The sequence below is a fragment of the Mycobacterium sp. SMC-8 genome (assembly GCF_025263565.1).
Lineage (GTDB): Bacteria > Actinomycetota > Actinomycetes > Mycobacteriales > Mycobacteriaceae > Mycobacterium.
The window spans coordinates 1017797-1035690 of the sequence record NZ_CP079865.1 but is presented as its reverse complement, the minus strand read 5'-3'; the positions used below and the strand labels follow the sequence as shown (position 1 = coordinate 1035690).

Annotated in this window: 20 protein-coding genes; 13 read left to right on the top strand and 7 right to left on the bottom strand. The window is 69.1% G+C overall.

Annotated elements, in window-relative coordinates; all coding sequences use genetic code 11:
* Positions 1–55: 55 nt before the first annotated feature.
* Positions 56–640, bottom strand: coding sequence for a nitroreductase family protein (locus KXD97_RS05115; RefSeq protein WP_260755700.1), 585 nt, complete (start codon positions 638–640; stop codon positions 56–58).
* An 86-nt stretch (positions 641–726) separates the two neighbouring features.
* Here KXD97_RS05115 and KXD97_RS05110 point away from each other — a divergent pair, with 86 nt between their 5' ends.
* The 5 genes from KXD97_RS05110 (at position 727) to KXD97_RS05090 (ending at position 6233) form a co-directional block, all read left to right on the top strand.
* Positions 727–1992, top strand: a complete 1266-nt coding sequence (locus tag KXD97_RS05110; RefSeq protein WP_260755699.1) for an aspartate kinase — start codon at positions 727–729, stop codon at positions 1990–1992.
* A 2-nt stretch (positions 1993–1994) separates the two neighbouring features.
* On the top strand, positions 1995–3026 hold the full coding sequence (locus KXD97_RS05105; RefSeq protein WP_260755698.1) for an aspartate-semialdehyde dehydrogenase: 1032 nt from the start codon (positions 1995–1997) through the stop codon (positions 3024–3026).
* 85 nt (positions 3027–3111) lie between these two features.
* Entirely contained in the window at positions 3112–4140 is a 1029-nt protein-coding gene (locus tag KXD97_RS05100; RefSeq protein ID WP_260755697.1) for a DUF4185 domain-containing protein, read from the top strand.
* Between the two features lie 217 nt (positions 4141–4357).
* Positions 4358–4699, top strand: a complete 342-nt coding sequence (locus KXD97_RS05095; protein WP_313901350.1) for a hypothetical protein — start codon at positions 4358–4360, stop codon at positions 4697–4699.
* A gap of 91 nt (positions 4700–4790) precedes the next feature.
* Positions 4791–6233 carry a catalase gene (locus KXD97_RS05090; RefSeq protein ID WP_260755695.1) on the top strand — a complete coding sequence of 481 codons (1443 nt, stop codon included), beginning with the start codon at positions 4791–4793 and terminating at the stop codon, positions 6231–6233.
* A 13-nt stretch (positions 6234–6246) separates the two neighbouring features.
* On the opposite strand, the gene rpsR is transcribed toward KXD97_RS05090, so the two are convergent.
* The 4 genes from rpsR to rpmB are packed head-to-tail and all read right to left on the bottom strand — an operon-like array spanning position 6247 to position 7200.
* Positions 6247–6498, bottom strand: a complete 252-nt coding sequence (gene rpsR, locus KXD97_RS05085) for a 30S ribosomal protein S18 (protein ID WP_260755694.1) — start codon at positions 6496–6498, stop codon at positions 6247–6249.
* Positions 6495–6800, bottom strand: coding sequence for a 30S ribosomal protein S14 (rpsN, locus tag KXD97_RS05080; RefSeq protein WP_260755693.1), 306 nt, complete (start codon positions 6798–6800; stop codon positions 6495–6497). Before rpsN ends, rpsR begins: the two co-directional genes overlap by 4 nt.
* Entirely contained in the window at positions 6800–6964 is a 165-nt protein-coding gene (gene rpmG / locus KXD97_RS05075; protein ID WP_260755692.1) for a 50S ribosomal protein L33, read from the bottom strand. The genes rpsN and rpmG overlap by 1 nt, the downstream gene beginning before the upstream one ends.
* Positions 6964–7200: a 50S ribosomal protein L28 gene (gene rpmB / locus KXD97_RS05070; protein ID WP_260755691.1), complete on the bottom strand. Its 237-nt coding sequence runs from the start codon at positions 7198–7200 to the stop codon at positions 6964–6966. Before rpmB ends, rpmG begins: the two co-directional genes overlap by 1 nt.
* Positions 7201–7306: 106 nt before the next feature.
* Between rpmB and mrf the strand changes: the two genes are divergently transcribed.
* From mrf to egtE, 7 genes are all read left to right on the top strand, one after another.
* Positions 7307–8428 carry a ribosome hibernation factor-recruiting GTPase MRF gene (gene mrf, locus KXD97_RS05065; protein WP_260757842.1) on the top strand — a complete coding sequence of 374 codons (1122 nt, stop codon included), beginning with the start codon at positions 7307–7309 and terminating at the stop codon, positions 8426–8428.
* Between the two features lie 59 nt (positions 8429–8487).
* Positions 8488–9099: a sensor domain-containing protein gene (locus KXD97_RS05060; RefSeq protein WP_396885342.1), complete on the top strand. Its 612-nt coding sequence runs from the start codon at positions 8488–8490 to the stop codon at positions 9097–9099.
* Between the two features lie 109 nt (positions 9100–9208).
* Positions 9209–10483 (top strand): ergothioneine biosynthesis glutamate--cysteine ligase EgtA, encoded by a 1275-nt coding sequence (gene egtA, locus KXD97_RS05055; RefSeq protein WP_260755689.1) that lies wholly within the window; start codon positions 9209–9211, stop codon positions 10481–10483.
* Positions 10480–11778, top strand: a complete 1299-nt coding sequence (egtB, locus tag KXD97_RS05050) for an ergothioneine biosynthesis protein EgtB (protein ID WP_260755688.1) — start codon at positions 10480–10482, stop codon at positions 11776–11778. The genes egtA and egtB overlap by 4 nt, the downstream gene beginning before the upstream one ends.
* Positions 11771–12460 carry an ergothioneine biosynthesis protein EgtC gene (egtC, locus tag KXD97_RS05045; RefSeq protein WP_260755687.1) on the top strand — a complete coding sequence of 230 codons (690 nt, stop codon included), beginning with the start codon at positions 11771–11773 and terminating at the stop codon, positions 12458–12460. Before egtB ends, egtC begins: the two co-directional genes overlap by 8 nt.
* The gene (gene egtD, locus KXD97_RS05040; RefSeq protein WP_260755686.1) at positions 12460–13434 is read left to right on the top strand and encodes an L-histidine N(alpha)-methyltransferase; all 975 of its coding nucleotides are present in this window, start codon (positions 12460–12462) and stop codon (positions 13432–13434) included. Before egtC ends, egtD begins: the two co-directional genes overlap by 1 nt.
* 35 nt (positions 13435–13469) lie before the next feature.
* Positions 13470–14510, top strand: a complete 1041-nt coding sequence (egtE, locus tag KXD97_RS05035; protein ID WP_260757841.1) for an ergothioneine biosynthesis PLP-dependent enzyme EgtE — start codon at positions 13470–13472, stop codon at positions 14508–14510.
* On the opposite strand, the gene KXD97_RS05030 is transcribed toward egtE, so the two are convergent.
* The gene (locus KXD97_RS05030; protein WP_260755685.1) at positions 14500–15714 is read right to left on the bottom strand and encodes a cytochrome P450; all 1215 of its coding nucleotides are present in this window, start codon (positions 15712–15714) and stop codon (positions 14500–14502) included. The genes egtE and KXD97_RS05030 overlap by 11 nt on opposite strands.
* Positions 15715–15727: 13 nt before the next feature.
* Positions 15728–16330, bottom strand: a complete 603-nt coding sequence (locus tag KXD97_RS05025) for a TetR family transcriptional regulator (RefSeq protein ID WP_260755684.1) — start codon at positions 16328–16330, stop codon at positions 15728–15730.
* 134 nt (positions 16331–16464) lie between these two features.
* On the opposite strand from KXD97_RS05025, the gene KXD97_RS05020 reads away from it, so the two are divergent.
* Entirely contained in the window at positions 16465–17877 is a 1413-nt protein-coding gene (locus KXD97_RS05020) for a cation:dicarboxylate symporter family transporter (RefSeq protein ID WP_260755683.1), read from the top strand.
* The last annotated feature ends 17 nt before the right edge of the window (positions 17878–17894 follow it).

Sequence of the window (17894 nt, the reverse complement as noted above, 5' to 3'; positions counted from 1 at the left end):
ACGTTTCTGTTACGTGGACGGTCATGCCGTGTTGCAACGCGGTAAACCTGCGGCCTTAAGGAGTCCAGTTGAGGACGATTTCGCTCAGCGGGAGCCGGTGCCGGGGCAGCCGGTCCCGCTCCGTGATCTCCGGCGCAGCGTCGGCGTAGTCACCGAGCCTGCCCACTGCGATCACCACCAGCGGGCGCAGACCGTCCGGCAGCGCGAAGGCTTCGGCTGCTCCCGCCGCGTCGAACCCGGCCATCGGGTGCGCGATCAGCCCCCGGGAGACGGCCTCGATGGTGATGTTGGCCATAGCGGCGCCCGCGTCCACCGCGGCGTAGCGCTGCGTCTTGTCGTCCTCGCCGTCGTCGGCGCAGAGCAGGATCAGCGCGCTCGCGGCCCGGGCGTAGCTGTTTCCGCGCCTCAGCAGCGCGGCGATCGCGGTGAACGTCGTATCCGCACGCAGCCCGACCACGAACCGCACCGGTTGCCGTCGTCCCCACGTCGGAGCCCATCGCGCGGCCTCCAGCAATGCCGCCAGCTCGTCACGGGTGAGCTGGTCGGTGGGGTCGAAAGCGCGGGGGCTCCAGCGCTCGGCGATAGGGGGATGGATCGGCACCGAGGTGACGGCCGACCGGTCGCTGGGTGCGGCGGGCACGCCCTGCACGCTACCGGCGGGGAAAACCAGGTGCGCGCAGCCCTTATCCTTTATGAGATCTCCCCAGCTTTCGGAAGGTGCAAGCAGTGGCGCTCGTCGTACAGAAATACGGCGGATCCTCGGTGTCCGACGCCGAGCGGATCCGCCGTGTGGCCGAGCGCATCGTCGAGACCAAGAAGGCCGGCAACGACGTCGTGGTGGTCGTCTCGGCGATGGGCGACACCACCGACGAGCTGCTCGACCTGGCCAAGCAGGTGTCCCCGGCCCCGCCCGCGCGCGAGCTGGACATGCTGCTCACCGCGGGTGAGCGCATCTCGAATGCGCTGGTCGCGATGGCGATCGAGTCGCTCGGCGCCGAGGCGCGCTCGTTCACCGGATCGCAGGCGGGCGTCATCACCACCGGCATCCACGGCAACGCCAAGATCATCGACGTCAACCCGGGCCGGCTCCGCGCCGCGCTGGACGAAGGCAAGGTCGTGCTGGTCGCCGGTTTCCAGGGCGTCAGCCAGGACACCAAGGATGTCACCACGCTGGGTCGCGGCGGGTCGGACACCACGGCGGTGGCGGTGGCGGCGGCGCTGAACGCCGACGTGTGCGAGATCTACACCGACGTCGACGGCATCTTCACCGCCGATCCGCGCATCGTGTCGAACGCCAAGCGCCTCGACACCGTGTCGTTCGAGGAAATGCTGGAGATGGCCGCCGCCGGAGCCAAGGTGCTGATGCTGCGCTGCGTCGAGTACGCGCGCCGGTACAACCTGCCCATTCACGTCCGGTCGTCGTACACCGACAGGCCGGGCACGCTCGTCAAAGGATCGATGGAGGACATCCCGATGGAAGACGCCATCCTCACCGGAGTTGCACATGACCGCGGCGAGGCGAAGGTGACGGTCGTCGGGCTGCCCGACGTGCCGGGCTACGCCGCCCGGGTGTTCCGCGCACTGGCCGAAGTCGACGTCAACATCGACATGGTGCTGCAGAACATCTCGAAGGTCGAAGACGGCAAGACCGACATCACGTTCACCTGCTCGCGCGAGAGCGGGCCGGGTGCGGTGGAGAAGCTCACCGCGCTGCAGGACGAGATCGGCTTCACCCGCGTGCTCTACGACGACCTCATCGGCAAGGTGTCGCTGATCGGTGCCGGGATGCGGTCGCACCCCGGTGTGACGGCGACGTTCTGTGAGGCGCTGGCCAACGCGGGCATCAACATCGACCTGATCTCCACCTCCGAGATCCGGATCTCGGTGCTGATCAAGGACACCGAGCTCGACCGGGCCGTCGCCGCGCTGCACGAGGCGTTCGGTCTCGGCGGTGACGAGGAAGCGGTCGTGTACGCGGGGACGGGGCGCTGAGAATGGTCAACATCGGTGTCGTCGGCGCGACCGGCCAGGTAGGCCAGGTGATGCGAAACCTGCTGGCCGAGCGGGACTTCCCGGCGGACGAGGTCCGTTTCTTCGCCTCGTCGCGGTCGGCGGGCAAGAAGCTGGAGTTCCGCGGCCGCGAGATCGAGGTCGAGGACGCCTCCACCGCCGATCCGTCCGGGCTGGACATCGCCCTGTTCTCGGCGGGCGCGACGATGTCGCGGGTGCAGGCACCGCGGTTCGCCGCCGCCGGCGCGGTCGTCGTCGACAACTCGTCGGCCTGGCGCAAGGACCCCGACGTCCCGCTGGTGGTCTCCGAGGTGAACTTCGAGCGCGATGCCGCTGTGCGTCCCAAAGGCATCATCGCGAACCCGAACTGCACCACCATGGCCGCGATGCCGGTGCTCAAGCCGCTGCACGACGAGGCAGGTCTGACCCGCTTGATCGTGTCGAGCTACCAGGCGGTGTCCGGTAGCGGGCTGGCCGGTGTCGAGGAACTCGCCGGACAGGCGCGCGCGGTGATCGACGGTGTCGAGCAGCTGGTGCACGACGGGTCGGCGCTGCAGTTCCCGCCGCCGAACAAGTATGTGGCGCCGATCGCGTTCAACGTCGTCCCGCTGGCCGGATCGCTGGTCGACGACGGCTCCGGTGAGACCGACGAGGATCAGAAGCTGCGCAACGAGAGCCGCAAGATCCTCGGCATCCCGGAGCTGGCCGTCAGCGGAACCTGCGTGCGGGTTCCGGTGTTTACCGGGCACTCGCTGTCGATCAACGCCGAGTTCAGCCAGCCGATTTCGGTGGCGCGTGCCCAGGAACTTCTCGCCGCCGCTGCTGGTGTGACGCTGGTGGATGTCCCGACACCGCTGGCCGCAGCCGGCGCCGACGACTCGCTGGTCGGCCGGATCCGCCAGGACCCGGGCGTGCCGGACGGTCGCGGGCTGGCCCTGTTCGTCTCGGGTGACAACCTACGAAAAGGTGCTGCCCTCAACACCATTCAGATCGCTGAGTTGCTGGCTCGATCCTGAATTGCGCCGAAATCGCATTCCACGCGGCGTTCTTGCCGCAATCTGCGCGTGGAATGCGATTTCGGCGGTGCCGGGGGCGTACGCCATGCCGGCTGAGCTTCCGCCGCTGCTGCCCGGCCAGGTGCTGCGTGTCGGCCCGGCCGCGGGAACGGGAACTCCGACAGCCGATTACGGGATCGGTGCGACAGACCTGTGTGAGTTCATGGAGTTCCCGAGCGGGATCCTGCAGGTGTGCGGCGACAGCTTCGCCGGGCAGGGAGTGGGCTTCGGGGGCTGGTACTCGCCGATCGCGCTGCATGTCGTCGGCGAGTCGCTCGACGATCCGGCCGGGGTGCGCTACGACGGGGTGACCGGCGTGTCGGTGCCCTTGCTGGCCGACCCGACGCCGCCGGGGGCCTCGCAGCTGCCCGCCGGTGTCATCGAGATCAACCGCGAGAACTGGATGATGGTGACCACCACCGAGGAGCTGCGCCCGCGGACCTCGCGTCTGGTCAAAGCCATTGCCGGACAGGGGAACTGGAAGACGATTCCCGGCTCTGAACGCGACGCGGCGTACGCGGGCGGACTGCAGTCACAGATCAGCGGCTACTACGACCCGATCCCGACCGAGGAGTCGCCGCGCGGCTGGGTGTACATCGTGGCCAACAACTTCGACCGCACCGGACCAGTCGTGCTGTACCGGGCCGCGCCGCAGTCGTTCACCGATCGCGCCTCCTGGCAGGGATGGACCGGCACCGCGTGGGGCGGTGAGCCGGCGCCGCTGTGGGGGGACCGGGTCGGCGAGATGAGCGTGCGCCTGATCGACGGCAAGACCGTGCTGTCGTACTTCAACGCCACCACCGGCAACATGGAGATGCGGGTGGCCAACGCTGTGACGCAGCTGGGCGACGCGCCGGTGACGACGGTCGTGGTGGCCGCACCATGGCCGGAACCCGTCGAGGATCTGCCGCCGCCGCAGGACAATCGGCTCGCCCAGCCCTACGGCGGCTACATCTCGCCGAGATCCACCCCGGACGCGGTTCGGGTGTTCGTCAGCCAGTGGAACACCACACCCCGCGGAGGCTCGCCCTACCGCGTCATTCAGTACGCGGTGAACCCGATGAAGCCCGACTGACGGTGCGCCGGGTTTGCCGCGGACCGCGCAGGCACGTGGACACCGACTGGTCGGTCACCCCGTCCTCATAGCGGATTCACAGCCGGAACCTAACCGGCGCTGACGGTGGCGGCGCATGATCACCGTCATGAACGAAGTGACACCACCTCGGGGCGAGTCCGAACCCGTGACCGGGCCGGTCTCGACTCCACCTCGGGCTCAGCCGCCCGTTCCACCTGTGCCAGCCCAGCCGGCCTATGTCCAGCCGCCGCCGGGCCGGCTCAACAAGGCGGCGCTGTGGGTCGGCATCGCTGCCGGCGCGGTGTTCATCGTGGCCGTCATCTTCTTTTCCGGAGTATTCGTCGGCAAGAACCTCGACGGCGGGCCGCGCTATCACCACCGCGGATCCGACATGGTGGGCCGCCCCGGCCCGGCGATGTTCCCGATGGGCCCGCACGGCGGGTTCGACCGGGGGCCCGGGAACGGCGGACCGTTCGGATCGGGCGGCCCGGTGATCGACGTGCCCCGTCAGCCCGGCGGGCCGGCGGCTCCGACGACGGCCGCGCCACCGCGACCCTGATCGTTTCTCTCGGGATGTTTTGAGCGGCATTCGGGTACCCTCGGCCACCGAGGACGGCTCAGCCCGATGCCGCACCTCCCGAGGAGACGACATGACTGACAAGTTCGCCACCACCGACTCCGGTGCCCCGATTCCCAGCCTCGAACATTCGCTGACTGTCGGTCCGGACGGCCCCATCGTGCTTCAGGACCACTACCTGATCGAGCAGATGGCCAATTTCAACCGGGAACGCATCCCGGAACGGCAGCCGCATGCCAAGGGTGGCGGCGCGTTCGGACAGTTCGAGGTCACCCACGACGTGTCCGCGTACACCAAGGCGGCGTTTCTGCAGCCCGGTACGAAAACAGAGATGCTCGCCCGCTTCTCGACCGTGGCGGGGGAGCGCGGCAGCCCGGACACCTGGCGTGACCCGCGCGGGTTCGCGCTGAAGTTCTACACCTCTGACGGCAACTTCGACATGGTCGGCAACAACACCCCGGTGTTCTTCGTGCGTGACCCGATGAAGTTTCAGAACTTCATCCGCAGCCAGAAGCGGCTGGCCGCCAACAACCTGCGCGACCACCACATGCAGTGGGACTTCTGGACGCTCTCGCCGGAGTCCGCGCACCAGGTGACCTGGCTGATGGGCGACCGCGGCATCCCGAAGACGTGGCGGCACATGAACGGCTACTCCAGCCACACCTACAGCTGGCTCAACGACTCCGGGGAGCTGTTCTGGGTGAAGTACCACTTCAAGACCGACCAGGGCATCGACTTCCTCACCCAAGAAGACGCGGACCGGCTGGCCGGAGAGGATGCGGACTACCACCAGCGCGACCTGTACACCGCGATCGAGGACGGCAACTTCCCGAGCTGGACGCTGCACGTGCAGATCATGCCGTTCGAGGATGCCAAGACCTATCGCTTCAACCCCTTCGATCTGACCAAGGTGTGGCCGCACGGTGACTACCCGCTGCACGAGGTCGGAAAGATGACGTTGAACCGCAATGTCGTGGACTACCACACCCAGATGGAGCAGGCGGCGTTCGAGCCGAACAACATCGTGCCGGGCACCGGACTGAGTCCCGACAAGATGCTGCTGGCGCGCGGCTTCTCCTACTCGGATGCCCACCGTGCCCGGCTGGGTGTGAACTACAAGCAGATCCCGGTCAACGAACCGCACACCGAGGTCCGCGCCTACAGCAAGGACGGTGCGATGCGGATCCGCAACGCGACCGACCCGGTGTACGCGCCGAACTCGATGGGCGGCCCCGAGGCCGACCCGCGGAGGGCCTCGGAAGTGCACTGGGCCTCCGACGGGGACATGGTGCGCTCGGCGTATGCCCTGCGCGCCGAGGACTCCGACTGGGGTCAGGCCGGCACCCTGGTTCGCGACGTCCTCGACGATGCAGCGCGGGAACGCCTGGCGCACAACATTATCGGCCACGTGTCCGACGGCGTGAAAGAGCCGGTACTGTCACGCGTGTTCGAATATTGGCGCAACGTCGACCCCGATCTGGGCAAGAAGGTCGAGGAGGGTGTGCGCGGCGGCTGACCACTGCCGCGTGCTAGCGACCTGCGGGATTCTGACCCGGGTACGGCAGGAGCGCCATCTCGCGGGCGTTCTTGACCGCGGTGGTGACCTGGCGCTGCTGCTGCACTGTCAGGCCGGCCACCGCCCGTGACCGTATCTTGCCGCGCTCGGAGACGAACTGCCGCAGTGTCGCCGTGTCCTTGTAGTCGACGTGCTCGATTCCCAGGCTCGTCAACAGGTTTCGCCGCTTCTTCACGGGCGCGGCCGCTCGCCGCTTCGCCGTCACCAGCTCGACTTCCGGACACCGGGTAGTTGGCCGTCGTGCGCGAGCTCTCTCACCCGCACGCGGGACAGCCCGAACTTGCGCAGATGCCCGCGGGGCCGGCCGTCGATCGAGTCGCGGTTACGGACTCGTACCGGGCTGGCGTCGCGGGGTTGACGGTTCAATTCGGACTGCGCGGCGCGCCGGGCCTCCGGTGACGTGCTGGGGCATTTGATGATCGCCTTCAGCTCGGCTCGGCGCCCGGCGTGGCGTGCCACCAGCTGGCGGCGCCGCTCGTTCGCAACGATCTTGGATTTCTTGGCCATCAGCGCTCCTCGCGGAAGTCGACGTGCCGACGCGCCACGGGGTCGTACTTGCGCAAGGTGATCCGGTCGGGGTCGTTGCGGCGGTTCTTGCGGGTGATGTAGGTGTACCCGGTGCCCGCTGTGGAGCGCAATTTGACCAGAGGGCGAATATCGTTGCGTGCCATCAGATTTTCTGCCCTTCGCGGCGCAGGCGCGCCACCACCGATTCGATGCCGTTGCGGTCGATCACCTTGATGCCCTTGGCGCTGACGCGCAGTGTGACCCGACGCCCCTCGGACGGCAGGAAGTAGGTCTTGGTTTGGATGTTGGGGTTCCAGCGACGGCGGGTGCGGCGGTGCGAATGCGACACCGCGTTGCCGAACCCCGGCGCTCGGCCGGTGACCTGGCAATGGGCGGACACGACACTCCCTTCTTAATGGAAATCATTTTCGACAAGCTCGTGCCCAGACTGTACCGTGATCGAGAGCTTATTGAAAATCATTCCCATTAGAGGAGGTCAGATGCGGATGCGCACGCCGGTCGTCGTCGTGACGGGACAGAGCGACACCGACGGGGTCGCCGATGTGCTCCTGGGTGACGCCGGAACGGCGTGGGTGGAGCACCGGTTCGACGGGCACGTGGTGCACCGCAGCACCACCGTCGTCTCCGACGGGGTGACTGTCGTCGAGGACGCGGTGCTCGAGCTCACCAGGTGCTGCGTGCACTGCACCGTGCGTGAAGATCTGATCGCGCACCTCACCCGGTTGCACCGCACACCTGGCGTGGACCGAATCGCCGTGCGTCTGGCGCCGTGGATGGAGCCGGAACCGGTGTGCTTCGTCCTCGGCCACTCCCGGGCGGCGCGGGACGTGACGGTGGCGGCCGTCGTGACCACGGTGGACACCGCGACCTGGCTCCCGCAAGCCCTCGGCGACGCCGAACTCGACGACGGCCGCACCGTCGCCCAGGTGGTCGTCGGACAGGTCGAGTTCTCCGACGTGGTCGTCCTGAACCGGCCCGAACCGGAGACCCTCGCCGTCGTCCGGCGGCTGACCCCGGCAGCCCGCGTCACTGTCGGCACCGAGCGGCTGAACCAGGCGCTGGCGCACCTGGAGCCGCAGGCACGACGCGGCCGTATCGACGATCCTCACGGGTCGCTGCTGTCGGGTCAGCCCCCGCTCGCTCCGGCAGGCGGCGTCGGCCTCATGGAGTTCCAGTCCCGGCGTCCCTTCCATCCTGCCCGGCTCCATACGGCGGTCGATCTCCTCCTTGAAGGGGTGGTCCGCACCAAGGGGCGGCTGTGGCTGGCCACGCGACCCGAGCAGGTGGTGTGGCTGGAGTCGGCCGGCGGCGGACTGCGTGTCACACCGGCGGGAAAGTGGCTGGCGGCCATGACTTCTCGTGAGGTCGCCTATGTAGCCCCGGAGCGACGCGCGATGGCGGACCTGATCTGGGACTACCGGCACGGGGATCGGCATACCTCGATGACCGTGCTGGTGTGCGGAGCACAGCCCGCCGAGATCCGCGACGCGCTCGGCGCAGCGCTGCTCACGGACGACGAGATGCAGCAGCCACAGGACTGGCGCCGCTACGAGGATCCGTTCGGCATATTCCTCGACGGGCATGCCGGCGAGGGCCGGCTGGCATGATCGGGTGAATGAGCATCGGAAGGACTGACGTGTCGGCCGCGGCGGTCGCCGCGGCCGTCATGGCGATGTCGGTGGCGTCGGCAGCCCCCGCACAGGCGCGTCCGTCGGATCCCGGCGTCGTGAACTACGCGGTGATGAGCAAGGGCGCGGTCGGCAACATCGTCGGCGCCCGCCTGCGGTTCGAGTCCGTGTTCACCCGCCCCTTCCAGGCGTTCTGGGTGGACAACCCGGTCTGCAACAACTGGGCTGACATCGGACTGCCCGAGGTGTACAACGACCCCGACCTCGCGGCGTTCAACGGCGCCACCACCCACGAGTCGCCCACCGACATGGCACATTTCGTCAAGCAGGCGGTCGGGGTCTTCGCGACCGCCGAGGCCGCCGACCGCGCGTTCTACCGGCTCGTGGACCGCACGGTCGGCTGCGACGGCCAGACCACGGCGATGCACCTGGACAACGTCACCACCCAGGTGTGGACGTTCACCGGCGGCCCGACCACCGCCACCGACGCGAACTGGGTCAAGCAGGAGGCCGGCACCGACCGCCGGTGCTTCGTCACCACCCGGCTGCGGGAGAACGTGCTGCTGCAAGCAAAGGTGTGCCAATCGGGCAACGGCGGCCCGGCGGTCAACGTGCTGGCCGGCGCGATGCAGAACACGCTGGGGCAATAAGTCGCGCAGATGTCATCCAGGCGTCACCGGTTAAATCGCGGGACTTTGTCGGTCCGCTCTGGAAGATAGGAGAGGGCAGCGACCGTTCCACACCCGGAGGGGGTGGCTGATGGCAAGCACCATGGCGTCCGGCGAGGTCGCCGGACCACGCGTGGATTCACTGACCAGCGCGGAAATGGCGGCACACCGCATCGTCGACCGGTGCCTGACGGACAGTCCGGTGGGGCCGGTGGGCCTGGAGATCGAGGCCCACTGCTACGACCTGGCCGATCTCCGACGCAGGCCCGGCTGGGACGAACTCACGGCGATCATCGCCGCGCTGCCCCCACTGCCGGGCGGCAGCCTGGTCACTGTCGAACCCGGCGGGGCGGTGGAGTTGTCGGGTCCCCCCGCCGGCGGCGTGGCCGCCGCGGTGGCGGCGATGGCCGCGGACCGGGCGGTGCTTCGGGACGCGTTCGGCCGGAACGGGCTCGGGCTGGCGCTGCTGGGCGCGGACCCGCTGCGGCCTGCCGAGCGGGTCAACCCCGGCGCCCGGTACGCGGCGATGGAGACGTTCTTCCGGGCCAGCGGCACCCCGGCCGCCGGAGCGGCGATGATGACCTCGACCGCCTCGGTGCAGGTGAACGTCGAGGCGGGCCCGCAGCCGGGCTGGGCCGACCGGGTGCGGCTGGCGCACGCGCTCGGGCCCACGATGATCGCGGTCACCGCGAACTCGCCGATCCTCGGCCACGACTTCACCGGTTGGCAGTCCACTCGGCAACTGGTCTGGAGCCGCCTGGATTCCGCCCGGTGCGGGCCGATCCTCGGGGCCAGCGGTGCCGACCCTGCCAGCGACTGGGCGCGCTACGCGCTGCGCGCGCCGGTGATGCTGGTGCACAACCCGGATCCGGTGCCGGTCACCGACTGGGTGCCGTTCGCCGACTGGGCCGACGGGCGGGTGCTGCTCGGGAACCGCAGGCCGACCGCCGCCGACCTCGACTATCACCTCACCACGCTGTTTCCGCCGGTGCGGCCCCGTGGCTTTCTGGAGGTGCGCTACCTCGACAGCGTCCCGGATCCGGTGTGGCCCGCCGTGGTGTTCACGCTGACCACGCTGCTGGACGATCCGGCGGCGGCCGACATCGCCGCCGAGGCCACCGAGCCGGTGGCCACCGCATGGGACCGTGCCGCCCAACTCGGACTGCAAGACCGCCGGCTGCGACGCGCCGCCGTGCGGTGCGTGCAGGCCGCGGCCGAACGCGCACCCACCCGACTCGAGGAATCGATGGCGATGCTCGTACGTTCGGTGGAACAGGGTCGCTGCCCGGCCGACGATTTCGCCGACCGTGTGGTGGCGTACGGGATCGCGCCCGCGGTCACCGCACTGGCACAAGGGGAGTTGTGACGACACGCGAGGTACTCGCCGGCGAACTGACCAGGGCCAGGGACCGCACGCTGCGGCTGGTCGACTTCGATGATGCCGAATTGCGGCGCCAGTACGACCCGCTGATGAGCCCGCTGGTCTGGGACCTCGCCCACATCGGCCAGCAAGAGGAGCTGTGGCTGCTGCGCGGCGGTGACCCGAACCGACCCGGGCTGCTTTCCCCGCAGGTCAACGATCTCTACGACGCCTTCGTGCACTCCCGCGCCAGCCGCGTCGACCTGCCGCTGCTGCCGCCGACCGACGCACGCAGCTACTGCGCGACGGTGCGCGGCAAGGTGCTCGACGCGCTGGACGCGTTGCCCGAGGACCACCCCGACGCCTTCACGTTCGCATTGGTGGTCAGCCACGAGAATCAGCACGACGAGACCATGCTGCAGGCCCTGAGCCTGCGGTCCGGTGCGCCGATCCTCGATCGGGGAGCCGAGCTGCCGGCCGGCCGGGCCGGGGTGGCCGGCAGCTCGGTCCTGGTTCCGGCCGGTGAGTTCGTGCTGGGCGTCGACGCACTGACCGAACCGTTCTCGCTGGACAACGAGCGGCCCGCACACATCGTCGACGTGCCCGCCTTCCGCATCGGCCGCGTGCCGGTCACCAACGCCGAGTGGCAGCAGTTCGTCGACGACGGCGGCTATCAGCAGCCGCGGTGGTGGTCGGACGCGGGCTGGGCGCACTGCCGGCAGGCCGGCCTGACCGCCCCGCTGTTCTGGAACGCCGGAACCCTGGCGGGTACCCGCACCCGCTTCGGGCACGTCGAGGACATCCCCGGGGACGAGCCCGTCCAGCACGTCACCTACTACGAGGCCGAGGCGTACGCGGCGTGGGCCGGCGCCCGACTGCCCACCGAGATCGAGTGGGAGAAGGCCTGCGCCTGGGACCCGGTGAGCGGGACCAGGCGGCGATATCCCTGGGGGACAACCGAACCCACCACCGACATCGCCAACCTCGGCGGTGCAGCGCTGCGCCCGGCGCCCGTCGGCGCCTACCCGCACGGCGCGTCGGCCTACGGAGCCGAGCAGATGCTCGGCGACGTGTGGGAGTGGACGACGTCGTCGCTGCGGCCGTGGCCCGGCTTCACGCCGATGATCTACGAGCAGTATTCGCAGCCGTTCTTCGACGGCACCGCGTCCGGCGAGTACCGGGTGCTGCGCGGTGGGTCGTGGGCGGTGGCGCCGAACATCCTGCGCCCCAGTTTCCGTAACTGGGATCACCCGATCCGCAGGCAGATCTTCTCCGGCGTGCGGCTGGTGTGGGATGTGTAGGCACCTGGGCTGGCTCGGTGATCCCGTCTCGATCGCGTCGCTGGTGCTCGAGCCACCCTCGGGACTACTGGTGCAATCGTATTCGCCGCGCCGACAGAAGCACGGGTTGATGAACGCCGACGGCTGGGGTGTGGGCTTTTTCGACGGCCCGGTGGCACGACGCTGGCGCAGCGCCGCACCGCTGTGGGGCGACACGTCGTTCGCGTCCGTGGCCCCGGCGCTGCGCAGCGGCTGCGTAGTCGCCGCCGTGCGGTCCGCCAGCGTGGGCATGCCCATCGAGGCCTCGGCGTCGGCGCCGTTCACCGACGGCGCCTGGCTGCTGTCCCACAACGGGCTCGTCGACCGGTCGGTGCTGCCGGCCTCGCCGCACGCCGAGTCGGTCAACGACAGCGCGCTGCTCGCGGCACTGATCTTCGACCGCGGCATGGACGCACTCGGCGACACCGTGGCAGAGGTGGCCGCCCACGACCCGAACGCACGCCTGAACATCCTGGCCGGCAATGGTTCCCGGCTGCTGGCCACCACCTGGGGTGACACGTTGTCGGTCCTGCGCCGCGACGACGGCGTGGTGCTCGCCAGCGAACCCTACGACGACAACCCGGCCTGGCAGGAGGTTCCGGATCGTCACCTCGTCGAAGTCGAAGGCACACACGTGCACCTGACCCCGCTGAAAGGATCGTGATGTCGCCTCCGTCTTTGTCCCTGACCAACCATCTCGCCGCCGACGCCGCCGAGGAGGCGTTGCGCCGCGACGTGCGGCACGGCCTGACCCGGTACCCGAAAACGCTTCCGCCGAAATGGTTTTACGACGCCGTGGGCAGCGACCTGTTCGATCAGATCACCCGGCTGCCGGAGTACTACCCGACCCGCGCGGAGGCACAGATCCTGCGGGCCCGCGCCGCCGAGATCGCCGAGGTCTCCGGGGCGGACACCCTGGTGGAGCTCGGCAGCGGAACGTCGGAGAAGACGCGCACCCTGCTCGACGCGCTGCGCGACCGCGGGGCGCTGCACCGCTTCATCCCGTTCGACGTGGACGCCTCCGTGCTTCAGGAGGCGGGCGCGGCGATCCAGCGCGAATATCCCGGCGTCGAGGTCGACGCCGTGTGCGGCGACTTCGAGGAGCACCTGGGTGAGATCCCGGCGGTGGGCCGGCGCCTGGTGGCGTTCCTGGGTTCGACGATCGGCAACCTCACCCCGGAACCGCGCGCGGCGTTCCTGACCGCGGTGGCCGCGTTCATGCGGCCCGGCGACACGCTGCTGCTGGGCACCGACCTGGTCAAGGACACCGGCCGGTTGGTGCGTGCCTACGACGACAGTGCCGGCGTGACAGCACGTTTCAACCGCAATGTGCTCGCTGTGGTGAACCGCGAGCTGGGCGCCGACTTCGACCTCGACGCGTTCGAACACGTCGCGCTCTGGAATGGACAGGAGGAACGCATCGAGATGTGGCTGCGGTCGACGCGCCCACAGAGCGTGCGCATTCCGATGCTGGATCTGGACGTCGAGTTCGCGGCCGGTGAGCAGATGCTGACCGAGGTGTCGTGCAAGTTCCGGCCGTCCGGCGTCGAGCGGGAACTCGCCGCCGCCGGCCTGCGCCGGACCCGGTGGTGGACCGACGAGGCCGGGGACTTCGGCCTGTCGCTGGCGGTCAAGTGAGTCTCGCCGACACCTGGCGCGCGGCACGGCCGCCGATGGCGGGTGTCCACGTCGACAGCGCGGCCTGTTCCCGCCAGAGCACGGCCGCCATCGACGCTGCGGCCCAGCATGCCCGCCACGAGGCCGAGGTCGGCGGGTACGTCGCCGCCGAGGCGGCCGCGCCGGTACTGGACGCCAGCCGCACGGCGGTGCGGGCACTGACCGGGATGGCCGACGCCGCAGTCCATTTCACCACCGGGTCCCACCACGCGCTCGATGTCCTGCTCAGGGACTGGCCGGGGGAACGCACGCTGGCCTGCCTGCCCGGTGAGTTCGGTCCGAACCTGGCGATCATGGCGCGCAACGGGTTCCGTGTCGAGGTGCTTCCGGTCGACGAGTTCGGCCGGCTCGATGTCAACGCGGTCGGAGCCGCGTTGTCGTCGCACCTGCCGGCACTGGTGCACTTCACCGTGCTGGGCAGTCACCGCGGCATCGTGCAACCGGTGCACGACATGGCGCTGGCATGCCGGGGGCACGGCATCCCGCTGATTGTCGATGCGGCTCAGGGTTTCGCGCACCTCGACCTCACCGGGATCGGTGCCGACGCGGTGTATTCGTCGTCGCGGAAGTGGACGGCCGGTCCCCGCGGGGTCGGCGTGCTGGCCACCCGTCCGGGCCTGCTGTCGGAGGACACGGTGACCAGGCTGGAGCGTGCCGAGACGAACGTCGGCCTGCACGTGAGCTTTTCGGTTGCGGTGGGCGAGCACGTCGCGGCCGGTCCCGCTGCGGTGCAGGCCCGGCTGCGGGAGGTCGGCGCGCTCACCCGCGCGGCATTGGCCGACGTGCCGGGCTGGCGGGTCGTCGAGCATGTCGATGAGCCCAGTGCGATCACCACCTTGGAGGCGACCGACGGCGCCGACCCGATGACGGTGCGTGCCCAGCTGATCGCCGAGCACCAGATCGTGACGACTTATCTGGGCACCGAACGTGCGCCTCGCGAGATGCGCCACCCGGCGCTGCGGATCTCGCCGCACGTCGACGTCACCGACGCCGACCTGGACGCCGTGGCCAAGGCGCTCACCGCGGTCACACGCTGACGGTGTCCGGCTCGGCCGCGGAAGTACGCAACCGCACCGGCATCTGTCGCACTCCCGGCACCATGGTGGCCTGCATCCGCAGTACCGCGCCGTCCAGTTCGATGTGGTCGAACCGGTCCAGCAGTTCGTCGAACAGCACGCGGGCCTCCAGGCGCGCCAGCTGCGCGCCCAGGCAGGAGTGTTCGCCGCAGCCGAAAGCCAGGTGCGGGTTCGGGTTTCGGGTGATGTCGAGCTGCTCTGCGGTGGGCCCGAACACGTCTTCGTCACGATTCGCCGACCCGTACAGCATGGTCACGTACTGACCCTCGCGGATCAGGCGCCCCCGGATCTCGACGTCACGGGTGGCGCACCGCGTCATGTTCGCCACCGGCGAGGTGTAACGCAGCAGCTCTTCGACCGCCGTCGGCACCAGCTCGCGCCGATCCCGCAGCAGCTGGAACTGGTCGGGGTGCTCGATGAGCGCCAGCGTGCCGAGCGCGATCAGGTTGCGGGTGGTCTCGTTGCCCGCCACCAAAAGCAGCAGGCAGAACTGCAGGAGGTCCTGATCGGTGAGCCGCACCCCGTCGACCTCGGCGGCCACCAGCACCGACAGCAGGTCGTCGGAGTCGCGCAGGGAGCCGTCGCGGCGGCGCGCGATCTGCACTTCGAAATACTGGTACAGCTCGCCCAGCGCGGCGAAGGTGTCCAGCTCGACGTCCGGGTCGTCCATGCCGACCGTCGCGTCCGACCAGGTGCGGAACTGCTCCCAGTCCTCGTCGGGAGCGCCGAGCAGTTCGGCGATCATCCGGGTCGGCAGCGGTGCGGCCACCTGTTCGGCGAACTCGGTGCCCGACGGGTCGATCGCGTCGAGCGCGTGCCGGGCGAACCTGCGCAGCTTGGGTTCCAGGATCGCCACCTGGCGGCGGGTGAAGCCCGAGTTGATCAGCTTGCGCAGCTGGCGGTGCCGCGGCGGATCGGTGAAGATCAGGCTGCCGTCCAGCACCGGATTCTCGATCGCCGGGTCAGGGACGGTGATGCCTCGGGCCGACGAGAACAGCGCCGGATTCGTCGAGACGTAACGGATGTCCTCGTATTTGAGCAGGGCCCAGAATCGGTGTTCGTCGTTCCAGCACACCGGGTCGGTGGCGCGCAGCTCGCGGTAGGCGGGGAACGGGTCACCCGCGTAGAACGCCGGTGAATGCAGCGGGTGGGACGTCTGCGGCATCAGCTCTCCTCGGTCATGGTGCGGCGCGGGATGTCTCGGTGTGACGGCTGCGCAGCCCGGCGAGGATGACCTGCAGCCCGTGCTGGAACACCGACTCCGCACCGTCGGCGGGGGTGACCCCCAACCCGCGGTGGCGCAGGTGATGCTCCAGCTGCACCGATCCGAGCAGGTGGATGTAGAGCACCACGTGGGCGGCTGCGACCTCGTCTGCGGGCCAACCGGATTCGGCCATGATCTGGCGCACGGTGCGGTCCATCGCGTCGGCGGCCCCGGTCAGCGGACGCTGCTGCAGCATGGCGGCCACCCCCGGGATGTCGATCATGACCTTCCACGCGTTGGTGTAGAGCATCCGGGTGCGCTGCTCCCAGTCGCCGTCGACGGGAACTGCGATGCTCTCGATCACCGATTCGGCGAGCAGATCGAGCAGCGCGGCCTTGTCCTTGACGTGGTAGTACAACGACGACGCAGAGGTGCCCGCCTCGGCGGCCAGCGCGCGCATCGTGACGTTCTCGACCCCGACCCGGCGCGCCAGCTCGAGCAGGTGCTTGACCAGGTGGTCGCGGTCGAGTGCCCCGTAGGGCAGCGCCGCGCCGGCTCTGCGGGTTCGTGCCACCATGCGCCTTTCGAACACTGTTCGGTTTCGAACGTTGTTCGGATTCAAGCACCGGCGCACCCGGTGGTCAAGGGCGTGTGTGATCCGCCGCGCATCAGGTTATCCCAGCCTCACCACGCGCGGAGGGGATCACGACCATGACTGCCACCAGGGCCGACGAACCGGGATCCGGGAAAACGCCGAAGAAGGCCAAGCGCGACCGCACCCACTGGCTCTACATCCTGGTGATCGTCGCGGTCGTCGCCGGCATCGTCGTCGGGCTGCTCGCCCCCGAGACGGCGGCCTCGCTGGGCGTGCTCGGCGAACTGTTCGTCAAGCTGATCAAGATGATGATCGTCCCGGTCATCTTCTGCACTGTCGTGATCGGTATCGGCAAGGTCCGGGCCGCCGCCTCGGTGGGCAAGGTCGGCGGCCTGGCGATCAGCTACTTCCTGATCATGTCGACGGTCGCGCTGGCCATCGGGTTGGTGGTCGGCAACCTGATCAGCCCCGGCACCGGACTCAACGTGCCCCACGATCCCGGTAAGGGCGCAGAACTCGCCGGTGAGGCCGAATCATCCGGCGGCACAATGGACTTCATTTCCGACATCATCCCGTCCACGCTGTTCTCCGCCGTCACCGAGGGCAACGTGCTGCAGGCGCTGTTCGTCGCGCTGCTCGTCGGGTTCGCCATCCAGGGCATGGGCGCGGCCGGGGAGGGCCTGCTGCGCGGGGTCGAGGCACTGCAGAAGCTGGTGTTCCGGATTCTCATCGGGGTGCTGTGGCTGGCGCCGATCGGCGCGTTCGGCGCGATCGCCGAAGTCGTGGGCGACACCGGCTTCGACGCCGTGATCCAACTCGGCGTGCTCATGGCGGCGTTCTACCTCACCTGTGTGATTTTCATCTTCGGGGTGCTCGGCGCGCTGCTGTGGACGGTGGCCCGGGTCTCGATCTTCAAGCTGGTCCGCTACCTGGCCCGGGAATACCTGCTGATCGTCGCGACGTCGTCGTCGGAATCGGCGCTGCCGCGGCTGATCGCCAAGATGGAGCACGCCGGGGTGAAGCCCGCTACCGTCGGCATCGTGGTGCCGACGGGCTACTCGTTCAACCTCGACGGCACCGCGATCTACTTGACGATGGCCTCGCTGTTCATCGCCGACGCGCTCGGCGACCCGCTGTCGATTCCCGAACAGGTGGGCCTGCTGGCGTTCATGATCATCGCGTCCAAGGGCGCGGCGGGCGTCAGCGGCGCCGGCCTGGCCACCCTGGCCGCCGGGCTGCAGAGCCACCGGCCCGAACTGCTCGACGGCGTCGGCATCATCGTCGGCATCGACCGCTTCATGTCCGAGGCGCGCGCGCTCACCAACTTCTCCGGCAACGCCGTGGCCACCCTGCTCGTCGGATCGTGGACCGCAACGGTGGACAGCGAGCGACTCAACCAGGTGCTCGACGGTGACCGTCCGTTCGACGAGGCGACGATGCTCGACGACGACGAGTCCGACGAGGACCCGGGCGACGCACGCGACACCGTCCGGAAACCGAAGCGCGCCGGAACCTCTCCGACCGGGTAGGCCGGGCACTGCCCGGT